Below are 17,975 nucleotides of genomic sequence, written 5' to 3'. Positions count from 1 at the left end.
TGTGCGCTGGTGGCAAATCCCATCGATTTTTATCTTTCTCGCCCGCCATCAGGCGCGGTCCATCGAAAAAGGAACAGGGTGCGATGGTGCCATGAATTCACGCAATTGATCTCAGGACATTGAAAAGGATCGAATATGGAAAACCACGGCACATTCGAAAGTCTCGCCCCGCCGAGTCAGCAAAGCCGAATTCGACGCTCGGCAAATGCATCGCTGAAAATCCATTGGTCATATGCGAAACGTTCAAAGCGGCGCGCCGCCCGCTGCCCGCCTCATCTTTGCAATGACGACGCGGCGCCCCCCTTCAAGGGGAGGATTGTCCGGATTGACTGGCCTGGGCCCTTCCTATATAGCCGCTAGACCCTTCGCCGTTTCAAAACCGCCGGCGCGCACGGAAAAGGAAAGACGCCGCGCGAGGGAGGGTTTGAATGTCACGGTCAGACGGCAAATAATTTGGTAGGCCGTCCTTTACTCCCGCAGACCTGAAGTGCTCCGTGGAACCAGAAGACAACGATCACTCCATCGCCGATCACCCCGTCGCCGATGCCCCGTCCCCGCCCGACGAGGGTGAGGAAACGGTCTCCGTCTATGGTCCCTATCCGGAGGGGCGGGACCGGGTCTGCTGCATCGTCGGCATCGGCGCTTCGGCCGGCGGCCTGGAGGCGCTCCAGCGCTTTTTCGACAACGTGCCGGGAGAAAGCGACCTCGCCTATGTGGTCGTCCAGCATCTGTCGCCAGTCCACAAGAGCCTGATGGTCGATCTGCTGGCCAAGCACACCGCCATGTCGGTGGTGCAGGCCGCCGACGGCATGGCGGTGGAGCGCAACACCGTCTATCTGCTGCCCCCCGCCAAGCACCTGTCGATCGAGGACGGGCGGCTGATCCTGACCGCCAAGGACGCCGCCGGGGGCATGAGCCTGCCCATCGACATCTTCTTCACCGCCCTCGCCAAGGACCAGGGGCCGCGGGCGCTGGGCGTCGTGCTGTCCGGCACCGGGTCGGACGGCACCCGCGGGCTTCTGGCGATCAAGTCCGCGGGCGGCTTCGCCGCGGCGCAGGACCCGGAATCGGCGCAGTTCGACGGCATGCCGCGCAGCGCCATTGCCACCGGGCAGGTGGACGCCGTGAAAACGGCGGACAAGCTGCCGGCCACCCTGATCGAGCACGCCGGCCGGGTGCTGTCGCGCAACCTGCCCGTCCCGGCCAAGCCGCAGGACCGCGAGAACGACCCGCTGGCGCAGATCGTGGCGGCCATCCGCTCGGTCACCGGCGTTGATTTCTCGCATTACAAGCTGGCGACCCTGCTGCGCCGGATCGAGCGGCGGATGCACACCGCCGGCCTCGATTCGATGAGCGACTACGCCGCGCTGCTCCGCCGCAACAGCGCCGAGACGGTCAGCCTCTACAAGGAGATGCTGATCGGCGTCACGCGCTTCTTCCGCGACGAGGGGGCCTTTTCCTCGCTCGCCGACAAGGTGATCCCGACCCTGTTGGCCAAGCGCAGCCCCACCGACATGGTGCGCGTATGGGTCTGCGGCTGCGCCACCGGCGAGGAGGCCTATTCCATCGCCATCCTGTTCGCCGAGGCGCAGGAGCGGATGGGGCGGTCCTTCGACGTCAAGATCTTCGCCACCGACATCGACCAGGACAGCATCGAGATCGCCAGCCTGGGCGAATACCCGCGCTCCATCGCCGAGGACGTGTCGAACGAGCGGCTGACCCGCTACTTCATCGCCCGCGGCGACCATTATCTGGTGTCGCGCGACATCCGCCGGATGGTGGTCTTCGCCGCCCACAACATCATGCGCGATCCGCCCTTCACCAAGATCGACCTGGTGAGCTGCCGGAATCTGCTGATCTACATGGACTCACCGCTTCAACGGAAGGTGCTGAGCCTGTTCCAGTACGCGCTGCGGCAGAGCGGCTTCCTGTTCCTCGGCACCAGCGAGACGCTGGGCGACCTGTCGGCGGAGTTCCACGTCCTGGACAGCCGGAACAAGCTGTTCCAGAGCCTGCGCACCGGGACGCACCGGCTGTCGCGGCTGCTCGTCCCCACCGTCGCCGCACCGGTGCACCGCCACGGCGACGAGACCATGTCGCAAGCGCAGGAGGAAGGGGCCGCCATCGACGAGGCGATCTCGACCCTGATGCGGGCCTATGTGCCGCCCAGCCTGCTGGTCAACGAGCAGATGAACATCATGCACGTGTTCGGCGAGGCGTCGGCGATCCTGAAGGTGCCGCCGGGCGAAGCCACGCTGAACGCGCTGAAGCTTCTGCCCTCCTCGGTCTCCATGGTGGTTGGGACCGCGCTGACGCGGGCCTTCCGCTCCGGCGAGGAGTTCGCCCTGTCCAACATCCCGGTGAAGGACCGCGAGGGCTTGCCCGCCGTCAGTTTGCGCGTGAAGCCTTTCGTCGCCCGCAAGACCGGCCGGCGCTTTGCGCTGATCGTGCTCGACCCCAGCGCGCCGGCGCTGGCCCTGCCGGACAGCGACTTCGACTTCGACACCGACACCGCGGAGCGCATCCGTGGGCTGGAGCAGGAGCTGGTCTCCCGCGGCGAGAACCTCCAGGCCACCATCGAGGAACTGGAGACCGCCAACGAGGAACTCCAGGCGACCAACGAGGAGCTTCTCGCCTCCAACGAGGAACTGCAGAGCACCAACGAAGAGTTGCAGTCAGTCAACGAGGAGTTGTATTCCGTCAACGCTGAGTATCAGGCGAAGGTGGAGGAGTTGACGGAGGTTACCAACGACCTGGACAACCTGCTGCGCTCGACCGAGATCGGCACGGTCTTCCTGGACAGCGGCATGGTGATCCGGCGCTTCACCCCGGCGGCGGCCCGCTTCATCAACATCATCCCGCGCGATGTCGGGCGATCGATCGCGCACCTGTCGACCAACATCGACTACCCGGATTTTCTCAAAGACATCGAACGGGTCTTCCACGACCACAATCCGGTGGAACGCCATGTCCCGGTGCGCGGCGACCGCTGGATCCAGACGCGGATCCTGCCCTACCTGACCGAGAAGAACCAGGTGGCCGGGGTGGTCGTCACCTTTGTGGACGTCACCGCCGCCAAGGCCGCGGAGCACCGCCTCCAGACGGTGCTGGACAGCCTGCCCGAGCATGTGGCGGTCATCGATTCCGATGGCGCCATCACCATGGTCAACCACGCCTGGCGCATGTTCGGCGAGAAGAACGGCGCCCCGGCGCTGGACCGTTGCGGGCCGGGAACCAATTATCTTGATGTCTGCAACGCCGAGGAAGGAACCGAAGGCGAAGACATCGCCCGTGCCGTGAACGACGGGCTGCGCCGGATTCTGTCCGGCGACATCGAGCAGTTCACCATCGAATACCCTTGTCATTCCGACAAGGAGGAGCGCTGGTTCATGATGCACGCCTGCCGTCTGGCCGGATTGTCAGGGGGAGCGGTGGTCAGCCACATCGACATCACCAACCGGAAGCGGATGGAACTGCGCGCCAGCGGACGGCGGAACGGCCAGAAAAAATCCGGACCATCCACTGCCAAGGACCCGGCGGCCGGGGGCGCGGCGTGAACGGATTCCGCAACGAACGGCTTCGCAAGCGCGCGGAACAGGCCCTCAACTCGGGCGGCTTCGAAGGGGCGGAGGTCTCGGCGACCACGCTCAAGGAGGTCCTGCACGAGCTGTACGTCCATCAGGCCGAGCTGGAGATCCAGAACGAGGAGCTGCGCACCGCCCAGCAGGCGCTGGAGGCCTCGCGCATCCAGTATCTCCAGCTCTTCCAGTCCGTCCCGCTGGCCTGCTTCACCGTCAACGCCGCCGGCATCATCTGCGAGGCCAACGCCGCCGCGGAGCGGCAGTTCGGCCTGCCGCTGCGCCGGCTGAAGGGCCGTCCCCTGACCCTGATGGTGGAGTCGCTGGACCACGGGCGGCTGTTCACGGCGCTCGCCCGGCTGCGCGATTCCGGCCAATGGACACGGCAGGAATACGCCTTCGTCGGCGCCCAGAGCGCCATCGACGGGTTGACCGACGCCCGGGTCGTGGAGCTGGAGGCCGGGCCGGACGGTGTCGACAAGGGCGACGTCCTGCTGACCATCACCGACGTGACGGAACGCAACGCCTGGGTCGGCGAGCTTCAAGACGCCCGCGACGAGGCGGAGCGCACCCGCGCCGCCTATCACCACATTCTTCAGGCGGTGGCCGACGGAATCTGCGGCCTGGACGCGCGCGGCGCCGTCACCTTCGTGAACACGGCGGCCCAGTCGATGACCGGGTTCGGCGCCAGCGAATTGGTCGGCCGCTCCTTCACCGCGCTGATCGGCGGCGACGCCGAGGAAGAGGGCCGGCGTGCCCTGACGCTGTCGCTGGCCGACGGGCTGGTCCGGCAGGTGACCGACGGACGCCTGCGCCGCCAGGGGTCCGATGATTTCGTGGCGGAGCTGACCGTCTCCCCGATCCTCCAGAACGGGGCGATCACCGGGGCGGTGGTGGCTTTCCGCGACGTGACCGCCCGCCGGGCCGCCGAGCAAGCCTTGGCGGAGAGCGAGCGGCGGCACCGCACGCTCGTCCAGTCGCTGTCCGAAGGGTTGGTCATGCGGTCGGCGGACGGCACGGTGATGGTCGCCAACGCCATGGCGGAGCGGCTGATGACCGGTCCGGCGGGGGTGCTGCTCGACCCCCTGGCCCGCCCCCTCGAAAGCCGCAAGCCGGGCGACCGGGCGGGCCGCGCGGCGCGGCGGCGCTTCATCGGCGCCGACGGCGCCCGCCTGACCGGGCTGCCGCCCGCCGCCAAGGCGGTGGGCAGCGGGAAGCCGGTGGTCGAACAGATCGTCGGCATCGCCGAGGGTGACGAGGCGGCGGCTCCGACCCGCTGGCTGCGCGTCTCCAGCCACCCGGTCCCCGGCGCCGACGGTCGGCCCGAGGCCGTGGTGTCGAGCGTCACCGACATCTCCGCCATCAAGTCGATGGAGCGCGACCTGAACGTGGCGCTGGACGCCAAGGAGCGTTTCATGGCGGCGGCCAGCCACGACCTGCGCCAGCCGGCCCAGGCGCTGACCCTGCTGTCGGGCCTGCTGCTGAAGGAGCCGATCCCGGAGGACGCACGGCGCATCGCCACGCAGTTGCGCGATACGGTGGCCTCGCTCGGCGGGCTGCTCGACTGCCTGCTCGACATCTCCAAGCTGGAAGCCGGCCTCGTCACCCCCCACAGCGCCCCGGTCGAGGTCGGGTCGATCATGGAGCGGCTGCACAACGAGTTCCGGGCGGTCGCCGCCTCCTCCGGCCTGACGCTGCGCACCGTGCCGGTGCGATTGAGCGCCTGCACCGACGGCGGCCTGCTGGAGCGCGTGCTGCGCAACCTGCTGACCAACGCCATCCGCTACACCAAGCAGGGCCGGGTGCTGTTCGGCGCGCGGCGGCGGGGCGGCGCCCTGCGGTTCGAGGTGTGGGACACCGGAATCGGCATTCCGGAGAACCAGCTCGACCGCATCTTCCAGGACTTTTACCAAATCGGCAACGCCGCCCGCGACCGGCGGGAAGGGCTGGGCATGGGGCTCAGCATCGCGCGGCGCCTCATCCACATGCTGGGCGGCACCATCGAGGTGACCTCGGCGCCGGGCAAGGGGTCATGCTTCGCCGTGACCCTGCCGCAGGCGGCCGTTCTCGACCAGCGGCATTGCGGGGATTCGGCGGACGACGACGCCTCGGGAAGCGGCGAGGCGGACGGCGACGCCTCCGTGCTGCTCGTCGAGGACGACGCGGTGATCCGCATGGCCCTGGCGCTGATGCTGGAGGGTTGGGGCTACCGCGTGACCGAGGCCGGCTCGGTGGCGGAAGCGCTGGAGCTGGTGGACGGCACGCTGGCGCCCGACCTCGTGCTGACCGACTACCGCCTGCCGGACGGTGACACCGGGCTGATGCTGATGGACACGCTGCGCCGCCGTTTCGGTCCCGACCTGCCGGGGGTGCTGCTGACCGGCGACACGTCGTCCGACCGGTTGCGCGAGGCGGCCGGCGCGCAATGCGCCCTGCTGCACAAGCCCATCCAGCCCGACGACCTGCGCCGCACCGTGCGCGCCAGCCTGGAGCACCGAGACGCGGAGGCGGAGGCGACGTAGCGGCGCTTTGCCCCCACCCCGGCCCTCCCCCCGCTTCACAGGGGAGGGAGATCGGTCCCCTCCCCTGCGGCAGCGGGGGAGGGTTAGGGAGGGGGCAGGGTCAGCAACCTTACGGACGCTCCAGATCGGCCTGGGTGGCGCGCTTCAGGTGGTTCAGCCGCTCGTCGGCCTCGTTGCGGGCGTAGGGACCCTCCACGTCCATGCCGAAGCTGACATAGAAACCGTCGGCCTGGGCGATGTGGGTTCCGACAGGCAGATACTCGTCCGTGGGCTCGTCGTTGCCGACGATCGCGCCGTTCCGGATTTCCACGATGTGCGCCATGACCCGTACCCCCGCCGCCGTTGGTGAACACCAATCGGTGTTCAACGGCGGCGGTCCCGTCCGGGTTCCTTCCGCTTTACCGCCGCCGCACCAGCCGGTCGAGCCGCAGCCGGTGCCGCCGGTCGCTGAGCCGCCGCACCGTTGCCAGCGACGCCGCCAGCACGCCGAGCCCGGTCGCGCCGGAGATCAGGAACATGATCAGGATCTGGTACTTCACCGCCTCCCCCGGATCGACGCCGGAGAGGATCTGGCCGGTCATCATGCCGGGCAGGGCCACCACCCCCATGGCCGCCATGCTGTTGATCGTCGGCATCAGCGCGGTGCGCAGCGCGTGGCGCAGGATGGGCCGCAGCGCCGTCCAGCGGGTCTGGCCCAGCGCGAGCTGCGCCTCGATGGCCGCCCGCTCCCGCGCCGCGGTCGCGGTCAGCGTGTGAAGGGCCAGCCCCACCCCGCTCATCGCGTTGCCCAGCACCATGCCCAGCATGGGAATGGCGTAGCGCGCGTCCCACCAGGGGTCGGGCCGCACCGCGGTGGACAGGCCGAGCAGCAGGACGATCGCCGCTGCGGTTCCCATCGCTCCGGTGCCGATGCCGTAGGACCACCAGCCGGCCAGCCGCCGCTCCTGCCGGGCCATCGTCTCCTGGCCGGCGAACAGCAGCATGACCAGCGCCGCCCCCAGGGTCAGCCAAGGCGATTCCAGGGCGAACAGCCGGGTCAGCACCAGCCCGACCAGCGAGAGCTGGACGACCATCCGCAGCGCCGCCACCAGCAACGGCCGCGCCAACCCCAGATCCAGCGCCAGGGACAGGCCGCCGTTGACCAGCAGGAGCAGCCCGGCCACGGCGAGGTCGGTGTAATGCAGGGACACCAGCATCGCCCTACCCCTCCGTCACCACGCCGTCCGCCACCACGCCGTCCGCGACGTGCAGATGCCGCCGGGCCAGCCGAAGCGCCTGCTCCGGCGCGTGGGTGACGATCAGCACCCCGGCCCCGCGGGCCAGTTCGCCGCGCAGCAGCGCCTCCACCCGCTCCGTCGCCTCGGCGTCCAGCGGGCCGGTCGGCTCGTCGAGCAGAAGCACCTCCGGCTCCTGGACCAACGCGCGGACCAGCGCCAGCCGTTGCCGCTCCCCCGTGGACAGGCGGGCGACCGGCCAGTCCATCACCTTCCCCGGCAGGCCCAGCGCCCCGGCAAGGGCGGCGGCGCGGTCCGGCTGCGCGAAATGCGCGCCCACCCGGTCCTCCCACCAGCCCGACTCGGCGGCGACGTAGGTGACCCGGCGGCGCCAGAGCGGCGCGGGCATGTCCTCCCGGAGATCGCCGTTCAGCCGCACCTCGCCCGTCGACGGGTCGAGGTCGGCCAGGGCGCGCAGGAGCACGGACTTCCCCGACCCCGACTTTCCCTGAACGGCCACGCACTCCCCGGCGTCCAGCCGGAAGGTGGCCGGCTTCAGCACGGGGGTGGACAGGTTGCTGACGCTCAGCATCAAGGGTTACCGCGACTATTCCGGACTGTGGAAAGGGAGATTAGCAGCCATTCATGGCGGAGTCCTTGCACGGAGCGTCGCGGGGGCTATGGTACGCCCCACCGTTCATTCCGGCCTGAACCGAGACCATGACCGACGCCTCCAACGACCACGCCGTCTTCACCCACCGCGAAATCATGCGGGTGTTCAGCGGGGTGGCGCTCGCCATGCTGATGGCGGCGATGGACCAGACCATCGTCGCGACGGCCCTGCCGACCATGGCCCACGACCTGGGAAGCCTGGAGAACCTGCCCTGGGTGGTCACCGCCTATCTGCTGGCCTCGACCTCGACCACCCCGATCTACGGCAAGCTGAGCGACCTCTACGGGCGCAAGCGGGTGCTCCAGGTGGCGATCTTCCTGTTCCTGGTCGGGTCGGTGCTGTGCGCGCTGGCGCAGAGCATGGGGCAGCTCATCCTGTTCCGCGGCATCCAGGGGCTGGGCGGCGGCGGCCTGATGGCGCTGGCCTTCACCATCATCGGCGACGTGGTCGCCCCGCGCGAGCGCGGGCGCTACCAGGGCTACATCGGCGGCATCTTCGCCCTGTCCAGCGTGGCCGGGCCGCTGCTGGGCGGCATCTTCACGGAACGGCTGAGCTGGCACTGGATCTTCCTCATCAACCTGCCGCTGGGGGCGGCGGCGCTGCTGATGACCAGCCGGGCGCTCGACCGCCTGCCGGCGGGGCGGGCGAAGCCGACCATCGATTATCTGGGGGCGGCGCTGCTGATGGGCACGGTGACCTCGCTGCTGTTCGTGGTGTCGCGCGCCGGGGTCGCCCTGCCCTGGACCTCCCCGACGATCCTCGGCCTGTGCGTCCTGGGCGTCATGATGTTCGGGGTCTTCCTGTGGCACGAGCGGCGGGTGGAGGAGCCGATCCTGCCCCTGCACCTGTTCCGCGAGCCGGTGGTGGCGGTCGCCAACCCGGTGGTGGCGGTGTCGGCCATGGTGCTGTTCGCCGGCATCGTCTATCTACCGCTGCGCTCCCAGCTCGTCGCCGGGACCAGCGCCACAACGTCGGGCTTCCTGCTGCTGCCAATGGTGCTGGGCATGGTGCTGGGCGCCGGGGGCGGCGGTCGGCTGATTTCCAAGTCGGGCCGCTACAAGGTCTTCCCGCTGGCCGGGCTGGCGCTGGCCGCTGTGATGTATCTGGCCCTCGGCCTGTCGCCGACGGTGTCGGAAAGCGGGCTGTGGTCCACGCTGATCCTGGTCCCGCTGGGCATCGGGCTGGGGCTGGTCATGCCGGTGATGACCGTCGCCGTGCAGAACGCGGTGGACCGGCGCGACCTGGGTGCGGCCACGGCCTCGGTCGGCTTCTTCCGCTCGCTCGGCGGGTCGATCGGGGTGGCGGTGTTCGGCGCGGTCTTCGCCGCCGACGTCGAGGCCCGGCTGAACGCCGCCGGCCTGCCCGGGATCAGCGGGCGCGAGGTGATGGAGCGCGGCCCGTCCGCCCTGGCCAATCTGGCCCCCGCCGCCCGCTCCACCGCCCAGTCGGTGTTCGAGCACGGCTTCTCCACCTTGTTCCTGCTGGCCGCCGGGCTGGCCGTGGTGTCCTTCGTGCTGACCCTGTTCCTGAAGGAGCTTCCCCTGCGCTCCGCCGCCGACGCCGCCAAGGCCGGGGCGGAGGTCGCCTGAGGTCCGGGCAGCCTACGCCTAGTCCTCGCTGGGGAAGTGCCGCCCCTCGCCCAGCTTGTCCTCGATGTAGAGCATGTTGACCAGCACCAGCATCACCACCGCGAAGGGCGTGGCCAGGAACATGCCCATCAGCCCGAACAGCACGCCCCCCGCCGCGATGGCCGCGATGGTGATGACCGGGGGCAGGTCGACCACCTTCTTCTGCATCAGCGGCATGACGACGTTGCCCTCGACCTGCTGGATCGCCAGGTAGAGCAGCGCCACCCAAAGCGCATCCTGCGGTGATTGGGCGAAGGCGATGAGGATCGCCGGAACCGCCGCCAGGAACGGGCCGATCAGCGGCACAAACTCCAGGAGGGCTGCCAACAGGCCCAGCGCCGGGGCGCTCGGGATGCCCAGCAGCAGCAGGCCCGCGGTGGTCAGAACGCCGACGATGGCCATGGCCGAAAGCTGACCGATCAGCCACTTCCACAGCGAGTCGCCCATCACGTCCAGCACCTCCCGCGCCCGCTCATGGCCGCGCGGCGGCACCAGCAGGATGACGCCGCGCTGGTAGACGCCGGGCGAGGCCGCGAGGTAGATGGCCGTGAACATCACCACCACCAGATCGCCCAGGAAGAACATCACGCTGGAGGCGACCGTCTGCAGCCGGTTCAGCCAGGAGGAGGCGTCCTGCCCCTGCTGCGCGATCTGGTCGCGCAGCGAACCGGGAAGCTGCTGAACCGCGCCGGAAATCTGTTTGGAGAGCTGGTCGAACTGGCTGACCACCGACTGGCCCATCAGCACGCCGCCACCGATCAGCAGCACCGCCAGCAGCAGAAGGACGACGCCGAGCGCCCAGCCCTGCGGCAGCCCGGTGAAGCGCCGCACCAGCCCGGCGACGCGCTGGAACAGGATCGCCAGCAGCACGCCGGCGAAGACCAGAAGCAGCGCGTCGGCCACCTGCCAGGCCAGGAACAGCGTCCCCAGCACCCCGGCGGCGATCAGCATCTTCCAGGTGAACAGCTTCAGTTCGGTCGCGGTGTTCCGCCCGGCGGTTGCCGGCTCCCCCGCCTGCACCGAGGCCTGAAGGGGAACCTGTCTGGTCGCGTCCATCGTCTCTTCCCGCCGTGTTGCCACCGGCATGCCGGTCCGATGGACAAACGCCGCCCGCAGGAAACTGTTGCACCGCCAACCCTCTAGCACCTTCGTGCTAATACACTTATCCGAATGCGCCCGGACGGTTGGCGCCCCATATCATGTCTGACGCCAAGGAGTCATTCTCGCTGATGTCACCTCAAAAGCCCGCCGGAAACGGCGGGCTCTTTTCTTGTGGGGGGCGCGCCCCTGTCGGCGGTGTCAGCCGGCGTCCGGCGGGAAGACGATGCCGACCTTCAGGCCCGGTTCGTTGTCCTCCAGCCGCAGTGACGCGTCGTGCAGCCGCGCCACCGCCTCCACGAGACTGAGGCCCAGCCCGTTTCCCGGCGAGGCCCGCGCGGCGTCCAGCCGGACGAAGCGCTCCAGCACCTTCTCGCGCATGTCGGCGGGGATACCGGGACCGTTGTCCGCCACGGTGATGCGGGCGGACTGCCCCGGCCCGACGCCTTCCAGCAGCAGAGTGATGCGCCCGCCCTCCGGCGTGTATTTGATGGCGTTGTCCAGCAGGTTCGAGACCGCCTGCGCCAACAGCTGCTCGTTCCCACGCACGGTCGGCTCGGCCCGGATGTCGGTGACCAGCGTCAGCCCCGTCTCCTCCGCCACCGGTTCGTAGAGGTCGGCGGCCAGCCGCACCACGTCGGCCAGCCGCACCGGCTCCAGTCCCTTGCGGTTGGCGCCGGACTCGGCCTCGGCGATGGACAGCAGCGCGGTGAAGGTGGCGAGCAGCCGGTCGGCCTCAAGGATCGTGTCCTGCAGCACGGCGCGATAGACCTCCGGGTCGTCGGTCTCGCGGATCAGCGCCAGCTCGACGCGGGCGCGGAGGCGCGACAGCGGCGTGCGCAGGTCGTGGGCCACGCTCTCGGTCACCTGCCGCATGCCGGTCATCAGCCGCTCGATCTGGTCGAGCATGGCGTTCAGGTTGCCGGCCAGCCGGTCGATCTCGTCGCCGCCGCCGCCGCGCGGCACCCGGCCCGACAGGTCGCCGGCCATGATGCGGTGGGTGGTGCGGTTGATCGCCTCGATCCGGTGCATGGCGCCGCGCGCCAGCAGCAGCCCGCCGCCCAGCCCCAACACCACCGTCACCAGGAAGACCCAGCGCAGCGACACGACCATGCGGCCGCGGAGCTGGTCCAGCTCGCTCATGTCGCGGCCCACCAGAAGGCGGAACTGGCCGGGCAGGATGAAGCTGACCGCCATCGCGGTGGAGGGCCGGTTGTTCACCCCGCCATAGTCGGAAATCTTGAAATGGGTCCAGCCGCCCGGCCCCGCCGTGGCGTCGGGCCAGCCCGACAGGTTGCCGGCCAGGATGACGCCGCCCGGCGTGGTCAGCAGGTAGATGGAGTTGGTGTGCGAATAGCCGCTGCGCTCGCGCACGGAATCGACCAGCCCGCGCAGGCCGGCGCTGCGGTACTGGTCCTGAAGCCCGGCAACCTCCAGCGCGATGGTGGCGCCGATCTCCTCCTCCAGGAAGCCCGCGGTGGAGCGGTAGACGACGGCCAGGATCACCCCGACCGAAATGACGAAGAGGCCGAGATACAGCAGGGCCAGCCGGAACGGCGTGGTGCGCAGAAGCCGCAGGGTGGGAAGAACCGCCTTCACGCGTCCCGGTCCGCCACCATAGCCGCCGCCATCATCATTGCGGCGCCCGCAGGCTGTAGCCGGCGCCGCGCACCGTGTGGATCAGCGGCGTCGGGAAATCCTTGTCGATCTTCTGGCGCAGGCGGGCGATGTGCACATCGATGACGTTGGTCTGCGGGTCGAAGTGATAGTCCCACACATTCTCCAGCATCATGGTGCGGGTCACCACGCTGCCGGCGTTGCGCATCAGATACTCCAGCAGGGCGAATTCCCGCGGCAGCAGGTCGATGGACTTGCCGGCCCGCCGGACGGTGCGCGACAGCAGGTCCAGTTCCAGGTCGGCGACCGCCAGACGGGTCTGCGGCTGGGCGGCGCTGCGGCGGCGCACCAGCACCTCGATCCGGGCGAGCAGCTCGGAGAAGGCGAAGGGCTTGGTCAGGTAGTCGTCGCCACCGGCCTTCAGCCCCTTCACCCGGTCGTCGACGCTGCCCAGCGCGGACAGGAACAGCACCGGCGTGTCGTTGCCGGTGGCGCGCAGGATCTCGACCAGCGACAGCCCGTCGCGGCCCGGCAGCATGCGGTCCACGATCATGACGTCGTAATGCTCGGAGCCGGCCAGGAACAGCCCCTCCTTGCCGTCGTTGGCGGCGTCCACGACATGCCCGGCCTCTTTCAGCCCCTTGGCCAAGTAGGAGGCGGCCTGCTGGTCGTCTTCGATGACGAGGACTTTCATGAGCATGAGTCTACCGCATCCTTCCGCGAGTCCAAAGGTGAATGCCCCCGCCCCTCCGGGGAGGGGAGAGGGCCAAACGACACGAAGGGGGAGGACGTCCGCGCGGCGGGGGTTCGCACCACGGACATCCTCCACCCCATCACACCGGAGACGGGAGGATCGCCGGTGTTACCCTGCGTCACGCCTTGACGAGCTTCAGCGGGACGAAACTCTCATTGCCACCGCGGTTGACCAGCAGCAGGACCGCCTTGCGGCCATCCTTCTCGGCCTCGTGCAGGCTCTTGGTCACCTCCGCGGGGGAGGTCACGCTGTGGTCGCCGACCTTGACGATCACGTCGCCCGGGCGGACGGGCAGATCACCGGCCTGCGGCGAAACCGCGGTGACGACCACGCCCTTGACGCCCTCGCCCAGCCCGAGGCGACTGCGGGCGGCACCATCCAGCGGGGCCAGCTTCAGCCCATTGACGGTCTCCACCGCGCTCTCGGCGGCGGGCCCGGTCCCCTCGGCGGCGGCCATGCGCTGTTCGGCGGGCAGCGGCGCGATGTGGGCGCTGAGCGTCGTCTCCTTGCCCTTGCGGACCACGGTCATGTCCACCGTGTCGCCGGCCTTGGTGTCGGCCACACGGCGGGTCAGGTCGCGCAGCGTGTTCACCGGCTTGCCGCCATAGGCCAGGATCACGTCGCCCTGGCGCACGCCGGCCTTGGCCGCGGGGCTGTCCGGGGTCACCTCGGCGACCAGGGCGCCCTTGGTCTGGGACAGGCCGACCGACTCGGCGATCTCCGGCGAGATCTCCTGGATCTTCACGCCCAGCCAGCCGCGCTCGACATGGCCGTTCTCCTTGAGCTGGGCAACGACCTGCTTGGCGATGTTCGACGGGATGGCGAAGCCGATGCCGACCGAGCCGCCATTGGGCGAATAGATCGCGGTGTTGATGCCGATCACCCGGCCGTCCAGGGTAAAGGTCGGGCCGCCCGAGTTGCCGCGGTTGATGGCGGCGTCGAGCTGCAGGTAGTCGTCGTAGGGGCCGCTGTGGATGTCGCGCCCGCGGGCCGAGATGATGCCCTTGGTCACCGTGCCGCCCAGCCCGAAGGGGTTGCCGACGGCCATCACCCAGTCGCCGACGCGGGCGGCGTCGCTGTCGCCCCAGTCCAGCGCGGGCAGCGCCTTGTCGGACTTCACCTTCAGCAGGGCGATGTCGGTCTTGGCGTCGCGCCCGACCAGCGTGGCGGGAAGTTCCGTCCCGTCCTGGAGCGTGACCTTGATCTCGTCGGCGCCGTCGATGACGTGGTTGTTGGTCACCACATAGCCGGCCGCGTCGATGATGAAGCCGGAGCCGAGCGAGCCGACCTTGCCGCGCGGCTGGCCTTCGGAGGGACCCTCGGACTGGTCGTCGCCGCCCGGACCACCGCCCGGACCGCCATTTTGGCCGAACTGGTCCTGGAACTGGCGGAAGAATTCCTCGAAGGGCGACCCCGGCGGGAAGCCGGGCATGCGCGGGTTGCCGCGCTCGGCCTTGGCCTGCTGGGTGGTGGAGACGTTCACCACGGCGGGCGACACCTTGGCGGCCAGATCGGCGAAGCTGCCCGGCATGTTCTGCGTCAGGGCGCTTTCGGCGGCCACGGCGGTGGACTGGTTGGCGATCAGGAACGGACCGGTCAGCACCGTGGTGCCGAGGAGGACGGCGGCGATGGTACGCCGCACCCGGCTCGACCGCGGGGCGCGTCCGGCGTTGGCGGGGGTGGACATCGGTTGCTCTCCGTGACTGGCATGCGTTGTTCGTTGCCCTGAAAGTAGCGGGCGCCGAGTCACGGGGGGCTTGCAGGCGGATTAAAAGTTTTTCAGGGAGGGAATATTAAGCCGCGTCTCGATCACAGCGCCGAACCGGCCGTGCGCAGGCGGATGGTCGCGGCCTGCTGGCGGACCCGGTCGAGGTGCGGGTTGATGGCCAGCGCCGCGTCGAAGGCGCGCAACGCGCCCGCCGGCTGATCGATGGCGAGGTAGACGAGGCCCAGCCCGGCCAGCGCCCCGAAATGCCGCGGCTCCAGCGCCAGCACCCGGCGGATGTCGCGCACCGCGGCGTCGTAATCCCCCAGCATGTATTCGGCGTTGGCCCGCTTGTTCCAGCCCTCGGCGTAGGTCGGGTCGGCGGCGACCACCTGGTCGAAGGCCGCCAGCGCCTCGCCGTAGCGGTCGGCGTTCAGGCTCTGCACGCCGTGGTGCATCAGCACGATGAGATCGTCGCTGGGGTGTTCCAGCCAGACGTCCCAGATGCGGTCCTCGACCGCCTCCGCCGCGACCGCGTCGCCGGCGGTCTGCAGGTCCTGGAACAAGCCGCCGAGTCGCGCATCCTCCTGCCCTGCCCAGGCCTGCGAACCGGGGCCGGAAGCGCCGAGGAACAGAAGGGCCAGGAAGGCCACGGGCAAGAAGATTCGCTGGGTCATTCCCAAAAACTGGGATGCGTCACTTACCAGCAACACTGATCCGAAAGTGGTATCGCCGCAAGAAGAATCCCTCATCCGGCCGGGGTGGAGCCGGCAAAGTTCCCGCCGGACAAAGAAAAAGGGCCGGCGAATCGCTTCGCCGGCCCCTTCCCCTGAAAGCAGCAGCCCGTTATCAGGCGGCCTTGCTGCGGCCCGCCACGATCTCGTCGGTGACGTTGCGCGGCACCGGCTCGTAGTGGCTGAACTCCATCGAGTAGGACGCACGGCCCGAGGTCATGCCGCGGAGCTGGCCGATGTAGCCGAACATCTCGTTCAGCGGCACATGAGCCTCCACGGCGATGTTGGTGCCACGCTCAAGCTGGCCCAGCACCGTGCCGCGGCGGCGGTTCACGTCGCCGATGACGTCGCCCAGGTAATCGTCCGGGGTGACGACCTCAACCTTCATGACCGGCTCGAGCAGGATCGGACCGGCCTGCTTGAGGGCCTCACGGAAGCAGGCCTTGGCGGCGATTTCGAACGTCAGGGCGTTCGAGTCGACGTCGTGGTACTTGCCATCCACCAGGCGGGCGCGGAAGTCCACAGTCGGATAGGAGGCGAGCACGCCCTCTTCCTTCTGCATTTCCAGGCCCTTGGCGACCGACGGGACGTATTCGCGCGGCACCGTGCCACCGACCGTCTCGTCCTTGAACACGAAGCCCTCGCCACGCTCCAGCGGCTCGAAGACGATCTTGACTTCAGCGAACTGGCCCGAACCGCCGGTCTGCTTCTTGTGGGTGTAGGTGTACTCGACCGGCTTGGTGATCGTCTCGCGGTAGGCGACCTGGGGCTTGCCCATGTTGCCTTCCACGCCGAACTCCGTGCGCAGACGGTCCAGCGTCACTTCCAGGTGCAGCTCGCCCATGCCGCGCAGGATGGTCTGACCGGTTTCACGGTCGGTCTCCAGACGCAGCGACGGGTCCGCACGAACCATCTTGCCGAGCGCGATGGAGAACTTCTCCTGCTCGCCCTTGGTCTTCGGCTCGACCGAGACGCTGATGACGGGGTCGGGGAAGCGCATGCGCTCCAGGATCACCGGGTGGGCGGCGTCGCAGAGCGTGTCACCGGTGTCCGTCTCCTGCAGGGAGACGAGCGCGATGATGTCGCCGGCGCGGGCTTCCTCGATCGGGTTGGCCTGGGCGGCGAACATCTCGACCATACGGCCGATCTTCTCGCGCTTGCCGCGGGTCGTGTTCAGGACCGACATGCCCTTGGTCAGAACGCCCGAGTAGACGCGCACGAAGGTCAGCGAGCCGTAGGTGTCGTTCAGCACCTTGAAGGCCAGCGCCGCGAAGGGCGCGTCGTCGGAGCTGAGACGCTCACCGTTCGGGTTGCCGTCCTCGTCCACCGTCTTGATGGCCTCGACGTCGGTCGGGGCCGGCAGCAGGTCGACGACCGCGTCCAGAACCTGGCAGACGCCCTTGTTCTTGTAGGACGAGCCGCAGAGAACCGGGGTGAAGGTGCTGGTGATGGTGCCCTTGCGCAGGCAGGTGCGCAGCACGTCGGCCGACGGCTCCTCACCCGACTCCAGGTAGGCTTCCATCGCCGCGTCGTCCATCTCGAGCGCGGTGTCGACCAGCTCGGCGCGCAGGGCCGGGATGCTGGCGATGTTGTCCAGGTCTTCCTTGACGGTCAGGTTGAGCTTGCTCGCCAGATCGTCGGTGATGTCCCAGATTTCCCACTTGGCGTCCTTGTCGTCCGAGAACCAGACGTACGCCTTCATCTCGATCAGGTCGACCATGCCGCGGAAGTTGTCTTCCGAGCCCAGCGGAACCTGGATGCAGACCGGGCGGGCGTTCAGGCGGCTCTTGATCATGCCGACGCAACGCTGGAAGTTCGCACCCGAACGATCCATCTTGTTGACGTAGCAGATGCGCGGGACGTTGTAGTTGTCCGCGAGGCGCCAGTTGGTCTCGGACTGCGGCTCCACGCCGGCCACGCCGTCGAACACGACGACCGCGCCGTCGAGCACGCGGAGCGAGCGGTTCACCTCGATGGTGAAGTCCACGTGGCCCGGGGTGTCGATGACGTTGATCTTCTTGCCGCGCCAGAAGGTCGAGACGGCAGCCGACTGAATCGTGATGCCGCGCTTCTGCTCCTGCTCCATGTAGTCGGTCGTCGTCGAGGACTTCAGGTCCTTCGTCTCGTGCACGTCGATGATCGTGTGCTTACGACCGGTGTAGTACAGGATGCGCTCGGTGGTCGTCGTCTTGCCGGCATCGACGTGGGCGATGATGCCGATGTTCCGGATGTCAGAAAGAGGCGTTTGGCGCGGCATGTTGCGAATCCATTACTGTAACGCAGCTATCGAAGCGCAACGACGGTCGTCCGCTCCGGCGGCAGAGGTTGGTCGGGGTTTTACGGATGATCTGTTAAGGCGTGATTAACGTTCTGTAAATCCGGAAGGTCAAGCCTTCCGGATTTTTTCGAAGCACGCGGCCCTGACAGTCTGGTGGGCCACGCCGGCAAACCC

At 68.6% G+C, this 17,975-nt stretch carries 12 protein-coding genes; 3 read left to right on the top strand and 9 right to left on the bottom strand.

What is annotated here, in order from left to right; all coding sequences use genetic code 11:
- The first annotated feature begins 494 nt into the window (after positions 1-494).
- A complete protein-coding gene (locus FBZ83_RS22155; protein ID WP_145688895.1) occupies positions 495-3,557 on the top strand; it encodes a chemotaxis protein CheB in 3,063 nt (1,020 codons plus the stop codon).
- On the top strand, positions 3,554-6,100 hold the full coding sequence (locus tag FBZ83_RS22150; RefSeq protein ID WP_145688887.1) for a PAS domain-containing hybrid sensor histidine kinase/response regulator: 2,547 nt from the start codon (positions 3,554-3,556) through the stop codon (positions 6,098-6,100). The genes FBZ83_RS22155 and FBZ83_RS22150 overlap by 4 nt, the downstream gene beginning before the upstream one ends.
- Before the next feature lie 109 nt (positions 6,101-6,209).
- Here FBZ83_RS22150 and FBZ83_RS22145 read toward each other — a convergent pair whose 3' ends face one another.
- The 3 genes from FBZ83_RS22145 to FBZ83_RS22135 form a co-directional block, all read right to left on the bottom strand.
- Entirely contained in the window at positions 6,210-6,422 is a 213-nt protein-coding gene (locus tag FBZ83_RS22145) for a hypothetical protein (RefSeq protein WP_145678462.1), read from the bottom strand.
- A 76-nt stretch (positions 6,423-6,498) separates the two neighbouring features.
- Positions 6,499-7,296 (bottom strand): ABC transporter permease, encoded by a 798-nt coding sequence (locus FBZ83_RS22140; protein WP_145678461.1) that lies wholly within the window; start codon positions 7,294-7,296, stop codon positions 6,499-6,501.
- A 4-nt stretch (positions 7,297-7,300) separates the two neighbouring features.
- On the bottom strand, positions 7,301-7,906 hold the full coding sequence (locus tag FBZ83_RS22135) for an ABC transporter ATP-binding protein (RefSeq protein WP_145688880.1): 606 nt from the start codon (positions 7,904-7,906) through the stop codon (positions 7,301-7,303).
- 128 nt (positions 7,907-8,034) lie between these two features.
- Here FBZ83_RS22135 and FBZ83_RS22130 point away from each other — a divergent pair, with 128 nt between their 5' ends.
- Positions 8,035-9,576 (top strand): MDR family MFS transporter, encoded by a 1,542-nt coding sequence (locus FBZ83_RS22130; RefSeq protein ID WP_145688871.1) that lies wholly within the window; start codon positions 8,035-8,037, stop codon positions 9,574-9,576.
- Positions 9,577-9,594: 18 nt separating this feature from the next.
- Here FBZ83_RS22130 and FBZ83_RS22125 read toward each other — a convergent pair whose 3' ends face one another.
- The 6 genes from FBZ83_RS22125 to fusA form a co-directional block, all read right to left on the bottom strand.
- The gene (locus FBZ83_RS22125; protein ID WP_145688862.1) at positions 9,595-10,671 is read right to left on the bottom strand and encodes an AI-2E family transporter; all 1,077 of its coding nucleotides are present in this window, start codon (positions 10,669-10,671) and stop codon (positions 9,595-9,597) included.
- A gap of 243 nt (positions 10,672-10,914) precedes the next feature.
- Positions 10,915-12,312, bottom strand: a complete 1,398-nt coding sequence (locus FBZ83_RS22120) for a sensor histidine kinase (protein WP_145688855.1) — start codon at positions 12,310-12,312, stop codon at positions 10,915-10,917.
- 34 nt (positions 12,313-12,346) lie between these two features.
- The gene (locus FBZ83_RS22115; RefSeq protein WP_035674886.1) at positions 12,347-13,024 is read right to left on the bottom strand and encodes a winged helix-turn-helix domain-containing protein; all 678 of its coding nucleotides are present in this window, start codon (positions 13,022-13,024) and stop codon (positions 12,347-12,349) included.
- Between the two features lie 178 nt (positions 13,025-13,202).
- Entirely contained in the window at positions 13,203-14,771 is a 1,569-nt protein-coding gene (locus FBZ83_RS22110; protein ID WP_145688846.1) for a DegQ family serine endoprotease, read from the bottom strand.
- A gap of 122 nt (positions 14,772-14,893) precedes the next feature.
- Positions 14,894-15,466 (bottom strand): tetratricopeptide repeat protein, encoded by a 573-nt coding sequence (locus FBZ83_RS22105; RefSeq protein WP_145688836.1) that lies wholly within the window; start codon positions 15,464-15,466, stop codon positions 14,894-14,896.
- 172 nt (positions 15,467-15,638) lie between these two features.
- Entirely contained in the window at positions 15,639-17,780 is a 2,142-nt protein-coding gene (gene fusA / locus FBZ83_RS22100) for an elongation factor G (protein WP_109138411.1), read from the bottom strand.
- Positions 17,781-17,975 lie beyond the last annotated feature (195 nt).

Source organism: Azospirillum brasilense (assembly GCF_007827815.1).
GTDB classification, from domain to species: domain Bacteria; phylum Pseudomonadota; class Alphaproteobacteria; order Azospirillales; family Azospirillaceae; genus Azospirillum; species Azospirillum brasilense_C.
This window is presented reverse-complemented; position numbering and strand designations above follow the sequence as displayed.

Excerpts from the sequence above, each read along its gene's own strand:
- FBZ83_RS22105 (WP_145688836.1), bottom strand. The coding sequence starts at position 15,466 with ATGACCCAGCGAATCTTCTTGCCCGTGGCCTTCCTGGCCCTTCTGTTC.
- FBZ83_RS22115 (WP_035674886.1), bottom strand. The coding sequence starts at position 13,024 with ATGAAAGTCCTCGTCATCGAAGACGACCAGCAGGCCGCCTCCTACTTG.
- FBZ83_RS22110 (WP_145688846.1), bottom strand. The coding sequence starts at position 14,771 with ATGTCCACCCCCGCCAACGCCGGACGCGCCCCGCGGTCGAGCCGGGTG.
- FBZ83_RS22140 (WP_145678461.1), bottom strand. The coding sequence starts at position 7,296 with ATGCTGGTGTCCCTGCATTACACCGACCTCGCCGTGGCCGGGCTGCTC.
- FBZ83_RS22135 (WP_145688880.1), bottom strand. The coding sequence starts at position 7,906 with ATGCTGAGCGTCAGCAACCTGTCCACCCCCGTGCTGAAGCCGGCCACC.
- FBZ83_RS22130 (WP_145688871.1), top strand. The coding sequence starts at position 8,035 with ATGACCGACGCCTCCAACGACCACGCCGTCTTCACCCACCGCGAAATC.
- FBZ83_RS22125 (WP_145688862.1), bottom strand. The coding sequence starts at position 10,671 with ATGGACGCGACCAGACAGGTTCCCCTTCAGGCCTCGGTGCAGGCGGGG.
- FBZ83_RS22145 (WP_145678462.1), bottom strand. The coding sequence starts at position 6,422 with ATGGCGCACATCGTGGAAATCCGGAACGGCGCGATCGTCGGCAACGAC.
- fusA (WP_109138411.1), bottom strand. The coding sequence starts at position 17,780 with ATGCCGCGCCAAACGCCTCTTTCTGACATCCGGAACATCGGCATCATC.